The organism is Streptosporangium minutum, assembly GCF_002149035.1.
Lineage (GTDB): Bacteria > Actinomycetota > Actinomycetes > Streptosporangiales > Streptosporangiaceae > Streptosporangium > Streptosporangium minutum.
Genome location: NZ_NGFP01000125.1, coordinates 1 through 21,051, shown reverse-complemented (window position 1 = coordinate 21,051; position 21,051 = coordinate 1). Strand labels below are relative to the sequence as shown.

Annotated in this window: 19 protein-coding genes and 1 tRNA gene; 12 read left to right on the top strand and 8 right to left on the bottom strand. The window is 72.3% G+C overall.

Going from position 1 to position 21,051, the window contains the following annotated elements:
• Positions 1-71: 71 nt before the first annotated feature.
• Positions 72-3,242, top strand: a complete 3,171-nt coding sequence (locus CA984_RS25135; RefSeq protein WP_086576018.1) for an AfsR/SARP family transcriptional regulator — start codon at positions 72-74, stop codon at positions 3,240-3,242.
• Between the two features lie 48 nt (positions 3,243-3,290).
• Here the strand turns inward: CA984_RS25135 and CA984_RS25130 are convergent, their stop codons facing one another.
• Complete coding sequence (locus CA984_RS25130) at positions 3,291-4,280, bottom strand: helix-turn-helix transcriptional regulator (RefSeq protein WP_086576017.1); 990 nt, start codon at positions 4,278-4,280, stop codon at positions 3,291-3,293.
• A gap of 62 nt (positions 4,281-4,342) precedes the next feature.
• Here CA984_RS25130 and CA984_RS25125 point away from each other — a divergent pair, with 62 nt between their 5' ends.
• Positions 4,343-4,792 (top strand): hypothetical protein, encoded by a 450-nt coding sequence (locus tag CA984_RS25125; protein ID WP_086576016.1) that lies wholly within the window; start codon positions 4,343-4,345, stop codon positions 4,790-4,792.
• Positions 4,793-4,806: 14 nt separating this feature from the next.
• On the opposite strand, the gene CA984_RS25120 is transcribed toward CA984_RS25125, so the two are convergent.
• The gene (locus CA984_RS25120) at positions 4,807-6,147 is read right to left on the bottom strand and encodes a sensor histidine kinase (protein WP_086576015.1); all 1,341 of its coding nucleotides are present in this window, start codon (positions 6,145-6,147) and stop codon (positions 4,807-4,809) included.
• A complete protein-coding gene (locus tag CA984_RS25115; protein ID WP_086576014.1) occupies positions 6,144-6,821 on the bottom strand; it encodes a response regulator transcription factor in 678 nt (225 codons plus the stop codon). The genes CA984_RS25120 and CA984_RS25115 overlap by 4 nt, the downstream gene beginning before the upstream one ends.
• Before the next feature lie 50 nt (positions 6,822-6,871).
• Here CA984_RS25115 and CA984_RS25110 point away from each other — a divergent pair, with 50 nt between their 5' ends.
• A complete protein-coding gene (locus CA984_RS25110) occupies positions 6,872-7,504 on the top strand; it encodes a hypothetical protein (RefSeq protein WP_133061772.1) in 633 nt (210 codons plus the stop codon).
• Here CA984_RS25110 and CA984_RS25105 read toward each other — a convergent pair.
• The gene (locus CA984_RS25105) at positions 7,501-7,995 is read right to left on the bottom strand and encodes a 2-thiouracil desulfurase family protein (protein ID WP_086576012.1); all 495 of its coding nucleotides are present in this window, start codon (positions 7,993-7,995) and stop codon (positions 7,501-7,503) included. The genes CA984_RS25110 and CA984_RS25105 overlap by 4 nt on opposite strands.
• Positions 7,996-8,081: 86 nt before the next feature.
• Here CA984_RS25105 and CA984_RS25100 point away from each other — a divergent pair, with 86 nt between their 5' ends.
• From CA984_RS25100 to CA984_RS25080, 5 genes are all read left to right on the top strand, one after another.
• The gene (locus tag CA984_RS25100; protein ID WP_086576011.1) at positions 8,082-8,444 is read left to right on the top strand and encodes a hypothetical protein; all 363 of its coding nucleotides are present in this window, start codon (positions 8,082-8,084) and stop codon (positions 8,442-8,444) included.
• On the top strand, positions 8,441-8,821 hold the full coding sequence (locus CA984_RS25095; protein WP_086576010.1) for a hypothetical protein: 381 nt from the start codon (positions 8,441-8,443) through the stop codon (positions 8,819-8,821). Before CA984_RS25100 ends, CA984_RS25095 begins: the two co-directional genes overlap by 4 nt.
• Positions 8,822-8,881: 60 nt before the next feature.
• Positions 8,882-9,574, top strand: coding sequence for an SRPBCC family protein (locus CA984_RS25090; protein ID WP_086576009.1), 693 nt, complete (start codon positions 8,882-8,884; stop codon positions 9,572-9,574).
• Between the two features lie 193 nt (positions 9,575-9,767).
• Positions 9,768-10,997: a CynX/NimT family MFS transporter gene (locus CA984_RS25085; RefSeq protein ID WP_086576008.1), complete on the top strand. Its 1,230-nt coding sequence runs from the start codon at positions 9,768-9,770 to the stop codon at positions 10,995-10,997.
• Between the two features lie 68 nt (positions 10,998-11,065).
• On the top strand, positions 11,066-11,917 hold the full coding sequence (locus tag CA984_RS25080) for an alanyl-tRNA editing protein (RefSeq protein ID WP_086576007.1): 852 nt from the start codon (positions 11,066-11,068) through the stop codon (positions 11,915-11,917).
• Between the two features lie 117 nt (positions 11,918-12,034).
• On the opposite strand, the gene CA984_RS25075 is transcribed toward CA984_RS25080, so the two are convergent.
• A complete protein-coding gene (locus tag CA984_RS25075) occupies positions 12,035-13,213 on the bottom strand; it encodes an NAD(P)-binding protein (RefSeq protein WP_086576006.1) in 1,179 nt (392 codons plus the stop codon).
• A gap of 36 nt (positions 13,214-13,249) precedes the next feature.
• The gene (gene sigJ / locus CA984_RS25070) at positions 13,250-14,137 is read right to left on the bottom strand and encodes an RNA polymerase sigma factor SigJ (RefSeq protein ID WP_086576005.1); all 888 of its coding nucleotides are present in this window, start codon (positions 14,135-14,137) and stop codon (positions 13,250-13,252) included.
• A 110-nt stretch (positions 14,138-14,247) separates the two neighbouring features.
• Here sigJ and CA984_RS25065 point away from each other — a divergent pair, with 110 nt between their 5' ends.
• Together CA984_RS25065 and CA984_RS25060 are read left to right on the top strand one after the other, a co-directional pair.
• Positions 14,248-15,678, top strand: a complete 1,431-nt coding sequence (locus CA984_RS25065; protein WP_086576004.1) for an MFS transporter — start codon at positions 14,248-14,250, stop codon at positions 15,676-15,678.
• Between the two features lie 19 nt (positions 15,679-15,697).
• Positions 15,698-15,770: transfer RNA gene (locus CA984_RS25060), tRNA-Ala, on the top strand.
• Positions 15,771-16,122: 352 nt separating this feature from the next.
• On the opposite strand, the gene CA984_RS25055 is transcribed toward CA984_RS25060, so the two are convergent.
• The gene (locus CA984_RS25055) at positions 16,123-16,530 is read right to left on the bottom strand and encodes a MerR family transcriptional regulator (protein ID WP_086576003.1); all 408 of its coding nucleotides are present in this window, start codon (positions 16,528-16,530) and stop codon (positions 16,123-16,125) included.
• 49 nt (positions 16,531-16,579) lie between these two features.
• Here CA984_RS25055 and CA984_RS25050 point away from each other — a divergent pair, with 49 nt between their 5' ends.
• Both CA984_RS25050 and CA984_RS25045 read left to right on the top strand, forming a co-directional pair.
• Entirely contained in the window at positions 16,580-17,464 is an 885-nt protein-coding gene (locus CA984_RS25050) for an NAD(P)-dependent oxidoreductase (RefSeq protein ID WP_086576002.1), read from the top strand.
• A 529-nt stretch (positions 17,465-17,993) separates the two neighbouring features.
• Positions 17,994-19,352, top strand: coding sequence for a hypothetical protein (locus tag CA984_RS25045; RefSeq protein ID WP_086576001.1), 1,359 nt, complete (start codon positions 17,994-17,996; stop codon positions 19,350-19,352).
• Between the two features lie 361 nt (positions 19,353-19,713).
• Here CA984_RS25045 and CA984_RS46415 read toward each other — a convergent pair.
• On the bottom strand, positions 19,714-21,051 hold a 1,338-nt coding region (locus tag CA984_RS46415; protein WP_165781396.1), incomplete at its 5' end, for a hypothetical protein.

Here is a 21,051-nt window from a genome sequence, read left to right as displayed (position 1 = left end):
CGGACGGCGCCCGACCGGGGTCGCCGGCGGCCCGCGCACGCGATGACCCGCCACGCACGATAATCGGTGCCATGTGGGTCGGCGTTCTCGGTGCGATGGAGGTGCGGGACACCGCGGGCGACCCGATCGCCGTGGGGGGCACACGGGTGCGGGCGCTGCTCGCGATGCTGGCGTTCGACGCCGGGCGGGTGGTCACCGCCGAACGGCTGATCGACGGCCTCTACGGCGCGGAACCGCCGGGCAACGCCGCCAACGCGCTCCAGTCCCAGGTCTCCCGGCTCCGCCGGCTGCTGGGGCGCGGCGGCGCGGTGGAGTTCCACCCGGCGGGCTACCGGCTGGTGGTGCGGCCGGAGGACGTCGACGCGCACCGGTTCGAGTGGCTGGCGCTGGAGGGGCGCCGGGCACTGGCCGCCGGTGACCGGCCGCGCGCCGTCACGCTCCTGCGCGAGGCACTGGCCCTGTGGCGTGGGCCGGCGCTGCCCGACGTGGGGGACGCGCCGTCCGTGCGCGCCCAGGCCGCGCGACTGGAGGAGATGCGCCTGACGGTCGTCGAGGAGCGCGTCGAGGCCGAGCTGACGGCGGGCGCGCACCGGACGCTGGTGGCGGAGCTGCGGGACCTGGTGGCCGCGCACCCGCTCCGGGAAGGGCTGCGCGGGCAGCTCATCCGCGCGCTGTACGGCAGCGGGCGGCAGGCCGAGGCGCTGGCCGCCTACGAGGAGGCCCGGCGGACCCTCGCCGAGGAGCTCGGCACCGAGCCCACGGCCGAGCTGGCCGCGACGCATCTGGCCGTGCTGCGGGGCGACCCGTTTCCCGCCGTCCCGGCCGCTTTCCAGACGGACGCCCCGGCCGTACGGCGGGCGCTCACGGCCCAGCTCACCAGCTTCGTGGGACGGGAGAGGGAGATGGCGCGGGTCGCCACGCTCCTGGAGGAGGGGCGTCTGGTCACCCTCACCGGGCCCGGGGGAGCGGGCAAGACCCGGCTGGCCGTGGAGGCGGCGGCGCGGCAGCCGGGTGAGGTCTACTTCGTCGACCTCGCGCCGCTGGGCGAGGGGGACGAGGTGCCCCAGGCGGTGTTCGGCGTGCTGGGGCTCCGAGAGGCCGGGCTCACGCCGGTGCCCGACCGGCCGCCGGCCGACTCCGTCGAACGGATGATCGCCGCGCTCGCCGGCCGGCGGGTCCTGCTCGTCCTCGACAACTGCGAGCACCTGGTGGAGGCCGCCGCCGGGCTGGCCGGGCACCTGCTCGGGGCCTGTCCGCGGCTGCGGATCCTGGCCACCAGCCGGGAGGCGCTGGGCATCACCGGCGAGAGCCTGTGCCCGCTTCCCTCGCTCGCGGTGCCGCCTCCGGGCACGCCGGCGCCGCGGGCGCTCGGCTATCCGGCGGTCCGGCTCTTCGCGGACCGGGCGGTGGCCGTGCTCCCGGGATTCACCGTCGACGAGGCGAGCGTCGAGGACGTCCTGCGGATCTGCCGGGCCCTCGACGGGCAGCCGCTGGCGATCGAGCTGGCCGCGGCGCGGCTGCGGTCGCTGCCGGTGGCCGAGGTGGCCACCAGGCTGGCCGACAGGTTCCTGCTGCTGTCGCGCGGCAGCCGTACCGCGCAGCCGAGGCACCGCACGCTGCGCGCGGTGGTGGAGTGGAGCTGGGAGCTGCTCGACGAGACCGAGCGGACGCTGGCCCGGCGGCTGACGGTCTTCTCCGGAGGGGCCGGTCTGGAGGCGATCGCGGCGGTGTGCGGGCTGCCCGACGACGAGGTGGTCGAGCTGCTGACCGGGCTGGTGGACAAGTCCCTCATCGAGGTCTCCGGGTCCCGCTATCGCATGCTCAACACGATCCGGGCGTTCTGCGCCGAGCGTCTGGCCGAGGCGGGGGAGGTGGAGCGGTTCCGGCGCTCGCACGCCGACCATTTCCTCGATCTGCTGCTGGCCGCCGAGCCGCGCCTGCTCACCGCCGACCAGCTGGAGTGGCTCGCGTCGCTGGACGCCGAGCGCGACAACCTGCACGTCGCGCTCCGCCGGGCGGTGGACGCCCTCGACGTGGAGCGGGGGCTCCGGCTGCTCGCGCCCCTGACGATCTACTGGTGGCTGCGCGGGCTGCGCACCGAGGGGGCCACGCGTGCCCAGGAGCTCGTCAGGGCGATCGGCACGCGGCCTCCGGGCGGGCTGGAGGAGGAGTACGCGCTGTGCGTCCTGAGCGTCGCGTCGGGCGGATCCCACAGCGAGTTCGGCGTCCATCTGGAGAACGCCGTCGAGGCGATGATCGGGAGCGGGCGGCCACCCCGGCGCCCCTTCCTCACCATGCTGTGGGGGATGGTGGCGGGGATCCCCGACGAGGAGTCCCCCGGCCTCGCCGAGAGCCGGCGCAGGCTGCTGGGGGCCGATCCGTGGAGTCAGGCGCTCAACCTCGTCGGCGAGGGGCTCATGTCCCTGTACGCTGGACGGCTGGACGAGGCCGAACGCGATTTGTCCGCCGGGCTGGCGGGCTTCCGCGCCATAGGGGAGCGGTGGGGGCTGGCGCTGACCCTGGGAGAGCTGGTCAAGATCGCCGAATGGCGGGGTGACTCCGCACGGGCCTCGGCGCTGTGCGACGAGGCCCTGAAGCTGGCGCGCGAGCTCGGCGCGGACGAGGACATCGCCGAGCGGCTGTGCCAGCGCGCGGGTGTGCGGGTGAGCGTGGGCGACTTCGAGGGAGGGCGCCGCGACGCCGAGCGGGCGGCCGAGATCGCCCGCCGGACGGGGGCGTCGGAGGTCATCGCCAGGGCGGACCAGATGCTGGGCCGCGTCGCCCGGCTACGGGGTGAGCCGGACGAGGCCCGGAGGCTGTCGGAGGCGGCGCTGGCCGAGTGCCCGGCCGGGTGGTTCGGCGCCGAGGAGAGCCGCATCCACATCATGATCGAGCTCGGCCTGACCGCGGAGGCCGGAGGCGACGCCCCCACGGCCCTGACCTGGTATCGACGGGCGCTGGTCGCGGCGTCCGGGCAGCGCGACATGACCACGGCCGGGCTGGTGACCGAGGTGCTGTCCGGGGTCGCGCTGCTGGAGGGCGACGGTGAGCGGGCCGCCCTGCTGCTGGGCGCGGGTACGGCGGTACGCGGGACGGTGGTCGCCGGGGGCGCCGACGTCGCCCGGCTGAGGGCCGCCGCACGGGAGGCGCTCGGCGACGAGGGCTACGAGAAGGCCTATGAGCGGGGGGTGTCCCTGACCCGTGAGGAGGCGCTGGCGCTGGCCGGGGCTCCGGTGGCCTGACGGTCCTCCCCGTCTGCCCCGGGGGCGGGGGCCCGCGGCCTCCGGCGGTCACGGGGCTCGACCGGGCGTGTCGTAGCGCCGGGCCAGGGATCTGGCGGTCTCCGCCATGAGGTCGCGCAGTTCGGCGGGGGCGACGACCTCCAGGTCCAGGCCGAACCGCAGGAATTCGCTCAGGGCGTGCCGGTGTGACTCGATGGGGACCGTGACCCGGGTCCAGCCGTCCGGGCCGGGAGGCTCCGCGGTGGCCTCGGCCGCCCGGAGGAGGGCCGGACGGCCCATGTCGGGCAGGCGCTCCATCCCGTCCGGCGAGAGCCGGATGACGGCCTCCCCCCGGTGGAGCCGGGCCTCGAACGCCTCCAGGGCGCCGTTCCAGTGGGCGGCGAGGTCGAAGTCCCCGGGCCGCTCGAAGGACTGCGGGAGCGCGCGCAGCTCCATGATCTGGGAGACCCGGTAGGTGCGGATGTCCTGGCCGCCGCGGGCGATGAGGTACCAGCGGCCCGCCTTGAGCACCAGCCCGTACGGCTCCAGCGTGCGGACCACCTCCTGGGGGGCCTTCCAGCGGCGGTAGCGGATCTCCAGCCGGCGCTCCTCCCACACCGCCTCGGCGGCCGCCGCCAGGTGCGGGGTCTCGTCGGCGCCGTGGTACCAGGTGGGGGCGTCGAGGTGGAAACGCTCGCGGATCCGCCCGGCCCGGTCCCGGAGCTCGGCCGGGAGGGCGGCCATGAGTTTGAGCTGGGCCGCCGCCACCACCGCTCCCAGGCCCAGCTCGGCGGCGGGTCCCGGCATCCCCGTCAGGAACAGCGACTCCGCCTCGCCCGAGGTCAGGCCGGTGAGCCGGGTGCGGTAGCCGTCGAGCAGCCGGTAGCCGCCCGAGGGGCCGGCGTCGCCGTACAGGGGGACGCCGGCCGCGTGGAGCGCCTCCACGTCCCGGTAGACGGTCCGGGCCGAGACCTCCAGCTCCGCCGCCAGCTCCCGGGCGGTCATCCTGCCCCGGGTCTGCAGCAGCATCAGGAGGGAGAGGAGCCGGCTCGCGCGCACATCTGAATTATCCCGAAAAACACTGACAATAGGTGTCAGTGACCTCCGCCTAGCGTTCAGGAATGAACGACTTCGACTTCCTCTCCGGCGCCTGGACCGTGACCAACCGCCGTCTCGTCCGCCCCTTGAGCGGCAGCACCGAGTGGGACGAGTTCCCCGCCACGTCCGTCGCCCGGCCCGTCTTCGGCGGCGCGGCCAACGTCGACGAGATCACCTTCCCGACCAAGGGGTTCTCCGGATTCACCCTGCGGCTGTTCGACGTCGAGTGTGAGGAGTGGTCGCTCTACTGGGCCAGCAGCCGGACCGGCACCCTGTTCCCGCCGGTCGTGGGCCGTTTCGCCGCCGGGCGCGGGGAGTTCTACGGCGACGACGCCCACGAGGGCACCCCGGTCAGGGCCCGGTTCGTCTGGTCGGAGATCACGCCTGTCTCCGCACGCTGGGAGCAGGCCTTCTCCGTCGACGGCGAGAAGACCTGGGAGACCAACTGGATCATGGAGCTGGCCAGGGCGTAGGCGCGCGGGGGGTCTCAGCGTGCGGTGTCCCTGCGCGGCCACCCCTTGCCGACCAGCCGCCGTGTCCCGCGCGGGGTGCGCTCGCGCTGGTCGGTACGGAACCAGAGCTGCACACTGGCCCCGCCCAAGGAGGAGGAGTCGATCCGCAGCGTGCCGCCGGAGGACTCGGCGAGCTGGCGGGCGATGTCGAGGCCGAGGCCGGTGGACCCCGAACCGCTGGCCCCGCGCCGCAGAGCCGTCTCGGGGTCGGGGATGCCCGGCCCCGCGTCGGCGATCAGCAGGCCCACCGTGCCGGAGCCCTGGTGCAGGGTCACCGTGAACGCCGTGCCCTCGGGGGTGTGCCGGAAGACGTTGCCGAGCAGCGCGTCCACCACGGCGCTGAGCTCGGTGGCCGCGACCGGGACCCGGACCGGATCCGACGCGCCGACCAGCTCACACGGGCGCCGCTGGTCCTCGGCCAGGGCGGACCAGAAGGCCAGCCGCTCGCGCAGCACGTGGGCGGCGTCGCAGGAGACGGACTCCGGGGCGCGGGAGGGCTGCCGGGCCGCCGCGATGATCTGGTCCACCTCGGACTCCAGGCGGGCCAGGGCCTGACGGCTCTGCTCGGCCTCCGGGCCCAGGTTGTCCAGGCTGAGCCGGAGCGCGGTGAGCGGGGTGCGCAGCCGGTGCGACAGGTCGGCGGCCATCTCCCGCTCGGCGGCGAGGAGCTGGACGACCCTGTCGGCCATGGTGTTGAACGCCTCTCCGGCGGAGACCAGCTCGGGTGGTCCCTCGGGCTCGATGCGGACGCTGAGGTCTCCCGCGCCCAGGGCGCCGGCGGCCCGGCCGAGGCGCTGGGTCGAGCGCACCACCCGCACGCCCAGCCGGTCGGCGACCAGCACCGAACCGGCGACGAGCACCACCGCGACCCCGGTGAGCACCGCCCATGACTTGGTGACGCCCCGGGTGAGGTCCTGGGCTGGCACGAAGATCTCGATGACCACCGTCCGCCCGCCGTCCAGGACGACCGGGCGGAGCAGGAGGTAGCCGGTCTCGGTCCTCCCGGTCACGGCCCGGCTCAGCCGGGAGGCCGTGGCCACGCTCTCGTCGGGCGCCCGTACGGTGCCCACCGAGCCGCCGTCCGGGAGGTGGACCGCGATCCGGCCCTCCGCTCCGGTGCTGACCAGCGCGTGGGTCAGGCGGGCCGGATCCACGGTGATGGCCAGCACCGGGACCAGTGCCGACGCCTGCCGTTCGGCTTCGGCCATGGCCCGGCCGTGAGCGATCTCCTTGACGATGAGCCCGAGCGGGATCAGGAAGGCCAGAGCGATCATCGAGGCCCCCGCGACGGCGAGCAGGGCCAGGGTCCGCCTCACGGGGGAGTGATCAACATGACGCCGACGCCGCGCACGGTGTGCAGGTAACGGGGGGCGGAGGCGCTCTCGCCGAGCTTGCGCCGCAGCCACGACAGGTGGACGTCGATGGTCTGGTCGTCGCCGTAGGACTGCTGCCAGACCTCGGTGAGCAGCTCCTTGCGGGAGACGACCCGGTCGGCGCGGGCGGCGAGGTAGGCCAGCAGGTCGAACTCCCGCCGGGTCAGCGTGAGCGGCACGCCGTTCACGGCGGCCTCACGCCGGTTGAGATCCACCGTGAGCCCGCTGATGTGCAGCACCGACGGCGGGGTCGCGCCCCGGGCCCGGCGCAGCACGGCGTCCAGCCGGGCGTTCAGGTGGTCGCCGGAGAACGGCTTGACCAGGTAGTCGTCCGCGCCGGCCTCCAGCAGGCGGACGATCTCGGCCTCGTTGTCCCGGGCCGTGGCCACGATGACCGGGACGCTGGAGATGCTGCGGACCATCTTCAGGGCCTCGGATCCGTCCAGGTCGGGCAGGCCCAGGTCGAGGATCACCGCGTCCGGGGGGTTCTGGGTGATCTCCCGCAGCGCGTCGAGGGCACGTCCCGCGCTGCGTACGGCGTGCTGGCGCCTGCTCAGTTCCTGGATGATCGCGGAACGTACGTAATCGTCGTCTTCCACCACCAGAACCGTCGCCATGCGACGTAACCGTAGTGAACAAAGAGACATGTGAGGTAATAATTCACCGCATGCGGCAAACGCTTGGTTTCATAGCGGTGTGGTGTGGAGCCACGGTTCTGGCGATCTCGGTCGCCTGGTTCGGCGTCAGCGACGTGCTGCACAGAGAGGTCTTCGACGACGCGAAGATCGAGCCGATCAACGCCGCGATCAGCCGCACGGGGGTCGCGTCGCCCCCCTCGGAGGCGCCCACCGGGCCGGTGCCCGGAGCCGGCACGCCGACCGTCTCGGCGTCCCCGGACAGGCCCGTCCCCACTCCTCGTGTCACCCGGGCCGAGCCCGTGCGGAGCAGCCCCCGTCCGAGGGCCACCCGCGCCCCGCGCGAGCCCGTCCACATCGCGGTGCGCTCGCAGGACCCGGCGACCGCCGAACCGCGGCCGTTCACTACCGTTCCCGCGCCCGGACCCTCCGCCGCGGCGGCCTCCGACGACAAGGTCCGGGTCGTGAACGTCAAGGGCGGCTCGGTCTCGTTCGCCGTCGGGGGCGGCGCGTGCCGCCTGGTCGCCGCCGCGCCCAACGCGGGTTTCGAGGCGAAGGTGGCCCAGGCCCCCGGCTGGATCCGGGTGGACCTGGTCCGGGACGAGCACGGCTCGGCGGTCTTCTGCGTCGGCGCGGAGAAGCGGACCGACACCTGGGAGTACTAGGCCTCCAGCTCGCGCAGCCGTACTCCGGCGTCGGCGACGCGGTCCTCGGCGAACACCGCGATGCCGTGCAGTTCGAGCAGGGCGGTGGTGACGCCGCTGCCGGGCAGGCGGCGGCCGCGGAAGGTGCCGTCGTAGACGGCCAGGCTGCCGCAGGAGGGGCTGCCCTCCTTCAGGATCGCCACCCTGGCGCCGGAGGAACGGGCGGCGGCCAGGGCCGCGTGGGCTCCGGCCAGGAACTCCCGCGTGACGTCGCTCCCGTCGGCGGCCATCACCCGGGCGGTTCCCGCGAGCACCGCCGCGCCCCCGGCGCCGCCCTCGATCTCGGCGGCCGGGCGGGGGACGGGCAGCCCTCCCTCGACCTCCGGGCAGAACGGGACCAGCCGTCCCTCCTCCCGCCAGGTGGCCAGCAGCGCGTCGCCGCTCGTCTTGGCGGCTCCGTCGTAACGGACCTTCCGCCCCATCAGGCAGGCGCTGACCAGGATCCTCTCCACTGCTCCAGACTATGCGGCGCGGGAGGGAGGGCGGCTGGACCGGGCAGTACCCTACTGCTCATGTCTCTCGCCCCTGTGATGTATCGATGATCGGCCCGCTCGCGACCGGTGTGATCGTGCTGTCGCTGGTGATCGTCGTGGCCGCGATCGTGACCGCCGCACGGAACCGGGCGATGGGGACCGTCCTTCTCGTCGCGCTCGGGGTGCTGGAGATCGGCCTGCTCGTCCAGGCCGGGTTCACGGTCGCCGGCATGGTCCGGGGCGAGGGGCCGGACGAGACGCCGACCCTCATCGGCTATCTCGCGGGCACCCTGGTGATCCCGCCCGCCGCGGCGTTCCTGGGGCTCGCCGAGCGCTCGCGCTGGGGGGCGATCGTGATCGCGGTGGGGGGCTTCGCCGTCTGCGTCATGGTCGGGCGGCTGCTGCAGATCTGGCAGGGAACGGCATGAGCGAACCGGCCATCGGCAGCGGGCCCGGGCGTGCGCTGGTGGCGGTCTACGGGGTGTTCGCCCTGGCCGCCGGGGCGCGTGCCGCCGTGCAGATCGCGACGCGCTTCGACGAGGCCCCGCTGGCCTACTCGCTGTCGGCCTTCGCCGCGGCGGTCTACGTCGTGCTCACCGTGGCACTGGCCCGGGGCGACAGGCGGCTGGCGCTGGCCGCCTGCGGCATCGAGCTGGCGGGGGTGCTCATCGTCGGCACCCTGAGCATGGCGGACCCCGAGGCGTTCCCGCGCGCCACGGTCTGGTCCGGCTACGGCAGCGGCTACGTGTTCATCCCGCTCCTGCTTCCGATCCTCGGCCTCTACTGGCTTTTGCGCCGCAGATAGTTAGGGTCCGATCCCCTCGGGCAGGTCTGCTCCCCGAACCCACAAGAGGGAGGCAGAGTCGTGAGCACGATCGAACAGTCCGTCGATGTGAACGTCCCGATCCGGACGGCCTACAACCAGTGGACCCAGTTCGAGAGCTTTCCCGAGTTCATGGAAGGCGTCGAGTCGGTCAAGCAACTGAGCGACACCCGTACGGCGTGGGTCGTCGAGATCGCGGGGGTTCGCCGCGAGTTCGAAGCCGACATCACCGAGCAGCACCCCGACGAGCGGGTCGCCTGGAAGTCCGTCGAGCGCCCGCACCAGGCCGGCGTGGTGACCTTCCACCACCTCAACCCGGAGACCACGCGGGTCACGCTCCAGATGGAGTACGACCCGGAGGGCTTCGTCGAGACCGTCGGTGACTGGCTGCAGATCGTCCGCCTGCGCGTCCGCGGCGACCTGGAGCGCTTCAAGACGTTCATCGAGTCGCGCGGCGGTGAGACCGGCGCCTGGCGCGGCGACGTGCCCGGCCCGCAGGACCGCGGCACGGGCGACTACGGACCGGGCGCGGGCGGCGGAGGCCTGAACCTGGAGGACCGTCCCACCGGCGGTCCGGCGGGCGGCTACGGCTTCGACGAGCCGGCGCCCCCGCGCACCGTCGGCGGCGGGTACCCGCCGGAGTCCCCGCTCCCCCCGCCGGGCAGCGGCCCCGTGCCGCCCGCCGGACGCCGGCCGGGCGAGGAGGCGCCGCCGGCTCCGGGGCCGCGCATCTGAGGTTCCGCGTCTGAGGCTCGCCTCTGACGCGTGGGAGAGCCGGGTCACGCCCTGTAAAGGGGAGCGTGGCCCGGCTTTCACGTTGTCAGAGTTCGGAAGGACAGGAACAAAGTGGCGTTTCACTCCTGTTACAGTTGCAGTCAGCCAATCATCCTACGATTGGGTGAATCAATTGGAGGAGGACTGACCCCCCATGACCGTGCTCACCCAGGAGACCCGGGGCCGCACCGGTGGAACGACGGGATCCCTGGCCTGGTTGCTTGTGGCGGGAATCGTCCTCGCCGCGCTGAACCTGCGCACCGCCGTCACGAGCGTGGGACCGGTCCTCGACCACATCTCATCCGGTCTGGGGATGTCCGGGGTGGGGGTCGGGCTCCTCACCACACTACCCGTGCTCATCTTCGCCTCGGTCGGCGCGGTGACGCCGGCGCTGGCCAGGAGGATCGGTGAGCACCGGCTGCTGCTGCTCGCCCTGATCACCCTCGGCGCCGGCCTGCTGATCCGCGCGATGGTGGGTTCGGCGGGGGTGTTCCTGTTCAGCAGCGCCCTGGCGCTGTCCGGGGGCGCGGTGGGCAACGTGCTCATCCCCACCCTGATCAAGCGCCACTTCCCGGGCAGGGCCGGGACCATGACCACCGTCTACACCACCGCCCTCGCGGTGGGCACGATGCTCGCGGCCGCCGCCACGGTGCCGATCGAGCGGGCCGCCGACGGCAACTGGCACGTTGCCCTCGGGGTGTGGGCGGCGCTGGCCGCTGTCGCCGCCATTCCGTGGCTTGCGCTGTTGCGCAGTGAGCCGGAGCGGGACACGGGCAGCAGCGATCTCGGACCCCGGGCTCTGGTCCGGAGCAAGCTCGCCTGGTCGGTCGCCGCGTACTTCGGCACGCAGAGCATGGTGGCCTACATCATGTTCGGCTTCCTGCCGAAGATCCTCACGGACGGCGGCTACACCACCGGGCAGGCCGGGCTGGTACTGGGCGTCTTCACCGCGATCGGCATCCCGGTCTCGATGGTCGTGCCCTGGATCGCCTCGAAGTTCTCCGACCAGCGGCCGGTGGTGGCGGCGTTCGTGGCCTTCTACACGGTCGGCTTCCTCGGCCTCTGGCTGGGCCCGGCGGGTCCGGCATGGGCGTTCGCGGTCCTGGTCGGCATCGGGATGGGGTCCTTCCCGCTGGCGCTGACCATGCTCGCCCTGCGTACCCGCACTCCGGAGGCCACCGCCGCGCTGTCCGCCTTCGGGCAGAGCGCCGGATACCTCATCGCGGGCGCCGGCCCCCTGGTCGTCGGTGTGATGCACGAGTCGACCGGTGGCTGGACGCTGCCCTTCCTGCTGCTGTTCGCGGTGGTCGGGGTGCAGCTCGTGACCGGCTGGTACGCCGGCCGCTCCCGCTACCTGGAGGACGAGCGGGCCCTCGCCGGCTGACCTCCCCCTTTCCGGTACGGCCTGCGCCCCTTCGGGGGCGGCGCAAGCCGTACTGGCATGATGAGGGGATGGAAATCGGTGGGTCGACGCTGGTCAGTTATCCGGCAGGTGAGGTTCGGGGGCGTTCCGCGGTCGTGGGGGCCGTACCGGTGGGGGACCGGTACGGGACGATCGTGGCCGAGACCCCGTTCCACCCGCTGGACCACACCTGGCCGGACCAGCCCGCCGACGAGGGGACGATCGGCGGGCTGGCGGTCGTCGACTGCGTGACCGGGGCGGTGGAGGAGGGCGGGGAGACCGTCCGTCTCGGTGAGGACATCCCGGTGCGCCGGGGCACCCCCGGCTGGAACTGGCTGGTCGTCCACGTCACCGACGGACCGGTGCCGGGCCGGGAGGTCGAGCTGGTGGTGGACGAGGCCAGGCGCCGCGCGCTGTCGGCCGGGCACACCGCTTGTCATCTCACCGCGCTCGCGCTCAACGCGGCGCTGGCCGACCGGTGGCGCAAGGAGATCCCGGCCGACGGGCTCGGCCGTCCCGACTTCGACCAGACGGCCATCACCTCCTCGCGGATCCTGCCGGACGGCAGCCGGGACGTCTACCGCCTGGGCAAGTCCCTGCGTCGCAAGGGCTTCACCGCCGAGGGGCTCGCCGAGGACCTGCCGGAGATCGCCCAGCGGGTCAACGACCGGCTCAAGGAGTGGATCGCGGCCGACGCGCCGGTCTGGATCGACAGCCCCGGTGCCGAGCTGACCGCCCGCCGCACCTGGCACTGCGGCCTGCCCGAGGGCGAGGTCGCCATCCCGTGCGGCGGCACGCACCTGTCGCGCACCTCCCGGCTCGGCTCGGTCACCGCCACCCTGGAGCTGTCCGGCGACGGTTCCGAGCTGACCATGCACACCGTCGTGGGCCGGACGTCCTGACCGACGTGATCTACAGCGAAGATCTCCGACGTGGCGGGGCCACACCACATCGGAGATCTTCGTGTCCCCCGTGACGCCCGCCTGACCGTCCACGGTGGATGACGGCTCATCGAGCGGTTACGGCCGGGCCGGCAGGAGGCGCCGGCGTCCGGCCGCCTGGAGCGCGAACCGCGCCGCCGCCAGCGCGCTGTGCGTGGAGACCTCGCTGAGCAGGCCGGGAGCGGCGACCGCGTCCCCCGCCAGCCAGACACCGTGCCCCCTGTCGATCGCCGGCCGGTCCCGCCAGGACAGTCCGGGCAGGTCCAGGGCCCCGGTCCGGCCCCCGGCGGTGACCTCCCGCCGCCAGGTCGTCCGGCTCCGCCAGCCGGGCAGCCCGAGGTCGGCCAGCCGCTCCGCCCTGGCGATCGCGCCTGCCTTGGACTCGCCCGGCCGTGACGGCATCTCCAGCTGGAACAGGGCGTGCCCGGCGGGTGCGAGCGAGGCGTCCGGCAGGGTGTACTGCTCCAGGAAACCGCCCTCGTCCAGGTCGGAGACGACGAAGAGGTCCCGGGGACGCCTGGTGAGGCCTAGGTCGAGCAGGACCGCCCGGCCGCTCTCCCAGCGCAGCGACTCATCGCCCAGCAGCGTCCTGGCGGCCTCCAGCGACGTCGCCACGATCACCGGGGCGTCCTCGGGAAGGCGGTCCACCCGCGCGCCGGTCTCGATCCGCACGCCCAGCCCCCGCGCGTGGGCGGCCATCCGGTCGACCACCCGCTGCCAGCCGCCGACGACGTACCGCGGTGCCGGATATCGCGGGGCGGTGGCCCGCAGCAGCCGCTCCCAGACGAACGCCGCCGACAGCCGCCCTGGATCGGCGTCGTAAGTGATCACGCCGACCAGTCCCGAGGCCGCCCGCGTCCCCTCCTCGCCGAAGTGCCGGGTGCCCCAGGTGCGGAAGTCCTCCTCCACGGGGGCCCGCAGCCGCCGCCTGGCGACGATCGCGCTCAGCAGCGCCCAGGGCGGCCTGGCGGTGAGGCGGTCGCCGTGCCGGAATCTGGCCCTGGCGAGCATGCCGGGCGCCGGCCTGCGGAAGGGCCGGACCAGTCCCCGGGCCGCCATCCAGCGCCACGGCGCGCCGTCGGAGTAGAAGACGTGGGTGCCGTCGTTGGCGATGTACGGCGCGGCGGTGCTCCGGGCCCGCCCGCCGAGCGTCCGGTGCGCCTCGTGGACGGTGACCCGCGCGCCGCCCTCGGCACACGCGATGGCGGCGGTGAGCCCCGCGAGCCCGCCGCCGACGATGGTTATCTCTCGTGTCATGCCCTCACGACGCGTCCGGCGGGGGCATCCGTGACATCACAGGCGCGCCATCTTCTCCGGGTTGGCGACCAGGAAGACGGTCTGGATCAGGCCGTCCTGGATGACCAGGGAGAACACCGAGACCGGCCGTCCGCCGGCGGTCACCACGGCCGCCGGTGCGCCGTTGACATCCGCCACCGCCGTCTCGATGTCCGCGGCCGGGCCGGCGCCCAGCGACTCCAGGAACCTGCGCGCGCCCCGGGACGAGGCGGCGGAGAGCAGGAAGCGCGCCACCTTCTCGCCGCCGGTGATGACCCGGAGGGGGGCCTTGGCCTTCCCGCCGCCATCGCCGACCAGTGACACGTCGTGGGCGAGCATCGCGGTCAGCGCGTCCAGGTCACCGCCGGAGGCCGCGTCGATGAACCGCTCGGTCAGCCTGCGCCGCTCGGCGCGGTCCACCTCGAAGCGGGGCCTGCGCTCCCGCACGTGCTGCTTGGCCCGCCGGGCGAGCTGCCGGGCCGTCGCCTCGGCGCGGCCGATGATCTCGCCGATCTCCGCGTACGGCAGGGCGAACGCCTCCCTCAGCACGAACACCGCGCGCTCCAGGGGCGACAGGGTCTCCAGCACCACCAGCAGCGCCAGCTCCACCGAGGCGGTCAGCTCGGCGTGCTCGGCCGCGTCGGGCACGGCGCCGACCAGCTCGGGCAGCCACGGCCCGACGTAGGACTCCCGCTGCGCGCTCACCCGCCGCAGCCGGTCGATGGAGAGCCGGGTCGTCACCCTGATCAGGTAGGCCCGGTCATCCTCGAGCTTGGCCGTGTCCACCCCCGACCAGCGCATCCAGGCCTCCTGGACGACGTCCTCGGCGTCGGTCACGGTGCCCAGGACGCGGTAGGCGACCGCGGTCAGCAGGTCTCGGTGTTCCTCGAAGCGCTCGGTGGCCATAGGAGTAAAGACGTATCACGGTGTCCCTGGCGTGACATGACCCGGCCGATGGTGTTTTCTTCATACGATCTACCATTTGATTGCCAAAGTCGGCGGCAAAGGGGTGGTCTGTGGCAGAAGTAGCCGTCGCCGAGCCGAACGCGGTACGGCAGGGCAGGCAGCTCTGGCTGACGCTGCTGGCACTCTCCACAGCCGGAATGGTCGTCTCCGTCCAGCAGACCGTGGTGATCCCGCTGCTGCCCCGGCTGATGGTCACCCTGGGCGTGCCGGTGGCGGAGGTCACCTGGGTCTTCACCGCCTCCCTGCTCGCGGGCGCGGTCGCCACGCCCCTGCTGTCCCGCCTGGGGGACATGTACGGCAAGAAGCGCATGATCCTGTTCACCGTCGGCCTGCTCGTCGTGGGCTCGGTGATCTGCGCCCTGTCCGGCTCCCTGGCCGTGCTGATCGCCGGGCGGGCCCTGCAGGGCGCGTCGGCGGCGCTGATCCCGCTGGCCATCGGCATGATCAGGGACAGCTTTCCGCGTACCCGGGTGATGACGGCCATCGGCGTGGTCAGCGCCACCATGGGCGTCGGCGGCAACCTCGGCATGATCGTCACCGGGCTCATCGCCGACCGCACCCCCAGCCACCACCCGGTCTTCTGGATCACCGCCGCCCTCGCCGCGGCGGCGCTCGTGCTCATCGCGCTGAGCGCCCACGACACCGGGGCCAGGGCCGGAGGCCGTCCCGACTTCGTCGGCGCGGTGCTGCTCTCCCTCTGGCTGGTCTGCCTGCTGCTGGCGATCTCCAAGGGCAACGACTGGGGGTGGGGCTCGGCACGGGTCGCCGGCCTGTTCGCGGGCGCGGCGGCGCTCTGCGCGGTGTGGGTGTTCAGCCAGCTCCGGCTCCGGGCGCCGATGGTCCGGCTCCACCTGCTCGTCGGCCGCCGCTCGCTGCCGGCCAACCTGGCCTCGCTGCTGCTGGGCTTCGCGATGTTCGGCTCGTTCACCCTGATCTCCAGCTTCGTCCAGACGCCCTCGTCGGCCGGATACGGCTTCGGCGGATCGGTCCTCGACGTCGGCGTCTACGCCCTGCCGAGCACCCTGACCATGCTGGTGTCCTCCTTCATGTCCGGGCGCCTGTCCGCCCGCCTCGGCCCGGCCCACTCCCTCGCCCTCGGCGCCGCTCTCTGTTCGGCCGGATTCGGCTGGTTCACCCTCTTCAACGCCTCGGTGCTCGATCTGATCGGGGCCAACGCGTTGCAGGGGCTGGGGTTCGGGATCGCCTACGCGGCGCTGGGCGCGCTGGCCGTACAGCATGTGCCGATGGACCAGAGCGGCATCGCCAGCGGGATCAACTCCCTGGTCCGCTCCATCGGCGGCAGCGTCTCCGGTGCGGCCACCGCCGCCCTCCTCACCTCGATCACCATCGCCGGGACCACCCTCCCGTCCCGCGACGCCTACGTCCTGTCCTTCGCGATCATCACCGTGAGCGCCCTGGCGTCCGCCGGTGTCGCCCTCGTCGCCGGAATGATGGCGCGCGGGGTGTCCGAAGTCGGCTAGGATTTGATCTGCGTCGCAAGGGGCTATGGCGCAGCTGGTAGCGCGCCTCCATGGCATGGAGGAGGTCTGGGGTTCGAATCCCCATAGCTCCACAGCAGGGCCGTTCCTGAGCCCGCTCAGGAACGGTTGACGAGATCCCGTCCGATCACTTGATCGGGCGGGATCTCCTCGTTTACGAGGACCTGTGGCCGCTGGGCGGGCTGATTTCGGCCCGTGTGGTGGCTACGGCGGAGGGCGCTGGTGGTGGACCGCCGTGAGCGCGTGTGGACCGACCGGCGGGCGTGCGAAACCCAACGGCCGTCGTGGTGCTGTGCGGTTGGTGGCGGGGCGGATCATCAGCGAGGTGATCCCACTGCACTCGGGGCACATCAACCGCCTGGAAGATCCTTGCGAACGGGTCAGGAAGGGGTTCCCGGGATCCTGGCCGAAAACCCGGCAGACGGCTCAGGTGAGGACGGGCTCCTGGTCGGCATCGTCAAAGGGGGGATAGTTCTCGCCGGCCATTCGATCGGCCGCGTCGATGTAGCCGGCGAGAGCGTCGCGGGATCGAGCGAGCCTGTCCATCTGATCGTCCAGTCGCTGTAGCCGTGACCGCATCGCTGCCAGCAACTCGGGACATCCGAGTAGCTCCGGGGCCTCTCCGACCGCACAAGGCAGCAGGTACGCGATGTCCTCAGAGGACAGACCGGCACCGAGCAGGTGCCGGATCTGCTTCACCCGCAGCACGGCGTCTCTGTCGTACTCGCGGTAACCGTTCGCGCCGCGGTCTGCCTTCAGCAGGCCCTGGGCCTCGTAGTAGCGCAACTGATGGGCGTTCACGCCCGTCCGGCGGCTCAGTTCCCCGATCAGCATCGAAACCTCACTTGACCTTCATACCGGTATCAACGTTGACGATGCTGCCATGAACAGCAGAACCGATACACCCGTGACAGTCATCGGACTCGGACTGATGGGCCGGGCGCTCGCCGGCGCGTTCCTGAAAGCCGGGCATCCCACAACCGTGTGGAACCGCACGACCTCCAAGGCCGACCAGCTGGTGGCCGAGGGCGCACGACTAGCGCCGACGGTCGGCGACGCGCTCAAGGCAGGTTCCCTGACGATCATCTGCGTCACCGATTACCAGGTCATGCACGAACTGCTCGGCGCGAGCGACATCGAGCCGGCCGGCACGATGTTGATCAACCTCACCTCGGGCGACTCGGCCCAGGCCCGGGAAGCCGCCCGATGGGCCGAGCAGCGCGGCGCCCATTACCTGGACGGCGCCATCATGGCCATCCCGTCGGCGATCGGGACGGCCGAGGCGGTGATTCTGCACAGCGGGCCGCAGTCGGACTTCGAGGCGCACAGGTCGACGCTCGACGCGCTCGGCACCGTCACCTACCTCGGTGCGGACCACGGGCTGGCGTCCTTGTACGACGTGGCCGGCCTCGCCATGATGTGGAGCGTCCTGAACGCCTGGCTCCAGGGCACTGCCATGCTCAGGACGGCCGGCGTCGACGCCGCGACGTATGCGCCGTTTGCGCAGCAGATCGCTGCCACTGTGGCCGAATGGCTGCCTGGGTATGCCGAGCAGATCGACAGCGGCTCCTTCCCGGCCGAGGTGTCGGCCCTGGAGACCGACGTGCGGGCGATGGCACACCTGATCGAGGAGAGCGAGGCGGTGGGTGTCAACGCCGAACTGCCGAAGTTGATCAAAGCGATGGCCGACCGCTCGATCGCCGCCGGACACGGCGGGGAGCAGTATCCCGTGCTGATCGAAGAGTTCGGCAGACCCCGCAACGACTGACCGGTCCCGACACCGGGATCTCAGCGGTCCCGGTGAGGTCAACTCCGTGCAGGGGGCCCGGGAAACAATCAACTTCATCCCGCGAAGCGATCTTCCAGGGCTCCGACTCACCCCGGCTCGCTGAGTAGGTCCGGGGCGCGGTGCCGGGATCACTCCCGGTCCGTTTCCCCGGACCTCTCGCCGAACCCGCCGTGCCGATCTCCAGGCGACGGGCTCTCCACGGGCTCTGTCGTTAGGCGTGGTTCAGGCGCGGAACCTGCTGTGCCCGATCGAAGCCGTACGCGCCGCTTGTCCAGCCCGGTAGGGTCCTTGATCATTCGAGATGATCCGGTAGAAAGGGCGGGCCGCCGTGCTCTCTGCGTCGCCTCTCGGGCCGCGGCGGCGTCACCCGGTGTTCTGGTGGTGGCTGGCGGCCTCGTACGCCTTATGGGAGATCATCTGGGAGGTGCTGACGCCGCCGCGGCGAGTCACATGTGTCGGGCCGCCGATCTTGCACCCGGTGGGTCCCGTCCGCCGCACAGCCGCCGAAGTGGCGGAGGCAGTCGCGGGCGCGCTGTATCTGGCGGGGCCGTTCCTCCTGGTGATGATCGCCCTGTTCGTCGCCAGGCGCGACAATGCCCGCGTCCACCTGATGGCTGCGGCTCTCGGGTTCGGGCTCGTCGCGTTGCCCGAGGCGCTGGCGGTCGCCGCGGAGGTGCTCAGGCCGCCTGTGGAGCCGCCGCCCGGCTGCCTGCCGGACCCGGCTCCGTTCCGAGTCCTGCCGGTGGTCCTGGCCTGGGTGATCTCGCCACTGACGATGATCCTGTTCGCGGGCGCCGCCGGGACGCGGGTGCGCCCGGACCGGGGCTCCGTGCTGCGGCTGGTCGCGGCGCTCGGGGTGATCGTGCTCGTCGTGCAGGCCGTACGGATCCTGCCGGAGCGACTGGCGGCGCCACCGGTCGCGGACGACGGCACCCCCCGGTACGCGCTGCTCACCGGCGGCTATCTGGAGACGGTGAACCTGGATACGGGCCGCATCGCCCATGAGTACATGCCGTACCTCGGCAGGCGCATGACCCAGATCGGGGCGGTGGCTGCCACCCGGGAGCCGGGTGAGTACGTGGTGAGCGTGACCTTGCGGCAGGGCCAGGACACGTGGTCGCCGCGCGGCGTCGTGTCGCGCGTCCACCGCCTGACGGTGGACGCCGACGGCCAGGCGAAGCTGGGCCAGGCGCTGTCGGGCAGGCTGAACGGAAGCGTCGATCGGATCATGGTGTCGCCCGAGGGCCGCATCGCCTACAGCCGCCGGACCGAGGACCGCGATCACAACCAGATCTCCTACGTCGGCGTCCTCGACCCCGACGTCGAATGGCGGGCGGCCGCGTACGGGTTCTATTGGAGGGACGCCCACACTCTGGTGCTTCCCGGCGACCTCCACTTCACCGGGGTCACGTACCCGCCGAAGCCGGAGTTGGTGAAGGCCTGGGAGGGCGCCCTTGACGTGCGGCTGCCTGCGTCGGACCCGCCGACCGCGGCGGTACTCGTCCGGGCGCCGCGCGACAACGGCAGCCATACGCTCCCTCATCCTCTGCCGGACGGCCGGACCCTGCGGGTGCGCCAGGGGAGCTACGAGCAGCCGTCCGAGCTGCTCCTCTACGATGGGGACCGGAAGGTGGCCACGGTGCTCGCCCTGAGTTGCGGCGAGATCGTGTCGATGGCGCTGGACCGATCCGGTCGGCATCTCCTGGTCGGCAAGGACAACGAGAACGATTCGGTGGCCGGCAACAGACCGTGCGGGGGCAAGGACTACGAGCTGCTCCGCGTCGGCCTCACCCCGACGGCCGCCGGTGCCTTCACCCACAGGGTCGTCTGGCGGGGCGACACCTATGTCGGCGGATTCACCTGGTGACCGACCCCTGCGAACGAGCGGTCGGATCGCGTCCACAACTGCCGATCGATGCGGCAGTGGGCGGCCCCGACGCCCTGCCGGACGGTGTCCTCCCCCGGCAGCCGAGCCACCTGGCCGACTCTGATCGCGGACTCGTGATCGAGCGGGTGGGACAGCACGGAGGTCAACGGCTGGGTGCTCCTCCCCTGTCCGCACCGCCCGTCGCGCTGGGAAGCGATCACCCGAACGCCTCTTCCACCGCAGGCCGCGAAGGTCCACTCGTGAACATCCCGCCCGGGGCGTTCCTGCGATGGCCTGAGGGAGGCCGGCGAGATCCCGGCCGATCATCTCGATCGGACGGGATCTCGCCGTTCTTACCCGGCTAGAGCTGGTCGTAGCGGACGCGCATGCCGTCCACGAGGGTCTTGAGCGCGGCGGCGGTCGGCAGCCAGGGGTCGGCCGGCGACTGGGTGGCCTGAGCGACGAGCTGGTCGGCGAGATTGGTCATCGGCGTCGCCGCGTTCGTCACGTCCGCGGCCCACAGGTAGGCCGCGTGCCCCGCGGGCAGGGGCGCCCCGGCCGGCAGCACGTGCACGGTGTTCTGCCCGCGGCCCCAGCCCACCAGCTGGTGCAGGTCGACCAGGACCTCCTCCATCACCGAGAAATCGTAAGCGGTGATCATGGGAAGCACCGGCGGGACGTCGACCCGGGTGGTGGCGCGGCCCCCGGCCCCGTAGTGCAGGGTCATCGAGACCTGCTCCGACTCCCGCATGAGCTGCCGGAGCAGCAGCTCGGACGGCACCTCGCCCCGCCACCAGTAGGAGTTCTGGTACTGCTGCACGTATCCCATGTTCTGCCACACCCACAACGACCGGGCCCAGCCCCGGGTGAGCCGCTCCTGCGCCTCCGTCATCGCCTGGCGCACCTTGGCATCCTGCGGAGGCGTCAGGGCCGGGCCGGCCGGCGGGCCGAGCACGGCGAGCGGCGCGGGCGCGGGCAGGTTCAGGCCCGCATGGAGCCTGGCCACCTCGGCGTAGTGGTCGGCGTTGGTGCTCATGGTCGGCCAGTCGGCCGCCGCGAAGCCCGGTGCGCCGAAGTAGTTGTGATCGGTGATCTTCTCGCTGACGATGTGGAAGGACTCGTGCAGCAGGGTGCGGACTCGGCCGTCGGTGCGGGCGTCCGTGAACGTATGGGGAAGGATCGATATCTCGGGTGAGGTCACCGCGCCGGCGCCTTGGATGGCCAGTTCACCCCGGTTGTCCAGCAGGAGCTTCCGGTTGTCGTGGAGGCGTTTCAGCCCTTTCGAGGCTTCGGTGAACGTCTTCTTGATCTCCGGCAGCCTGGTGTTGTCCGGCAGGTTGAAGACGGCGATGATGTGCGCGTCGGCGTGGCCCGCCGCGACCTGGTCGAAAACGGCGGTCACCTCGTCCACCATGGTCTTCAGCACGGCCAGACCGGCGCCCGTCGGAGGCTGGTGCTGCCGGGATCCCGCCTGCATGACGTACGGGACCTTGTCCTCGAAGACCGCGATCAATTTCTCCAGCGTGTCGTTGGCCGCCGCGTTCGTGTAGTCCAGCGGGGTGGCGGCCTGGACGTAGGTGGCCACGCCGACGTTGTTCAGTTCGACCCGCAACGCGCCCAGGTCGTTCGCCCGGACCCGGCCGTACGCACGCCGTACCAGCCGGTGCAGCGTCGCGCGGAGTGGGGGCTGGGGGAGCTG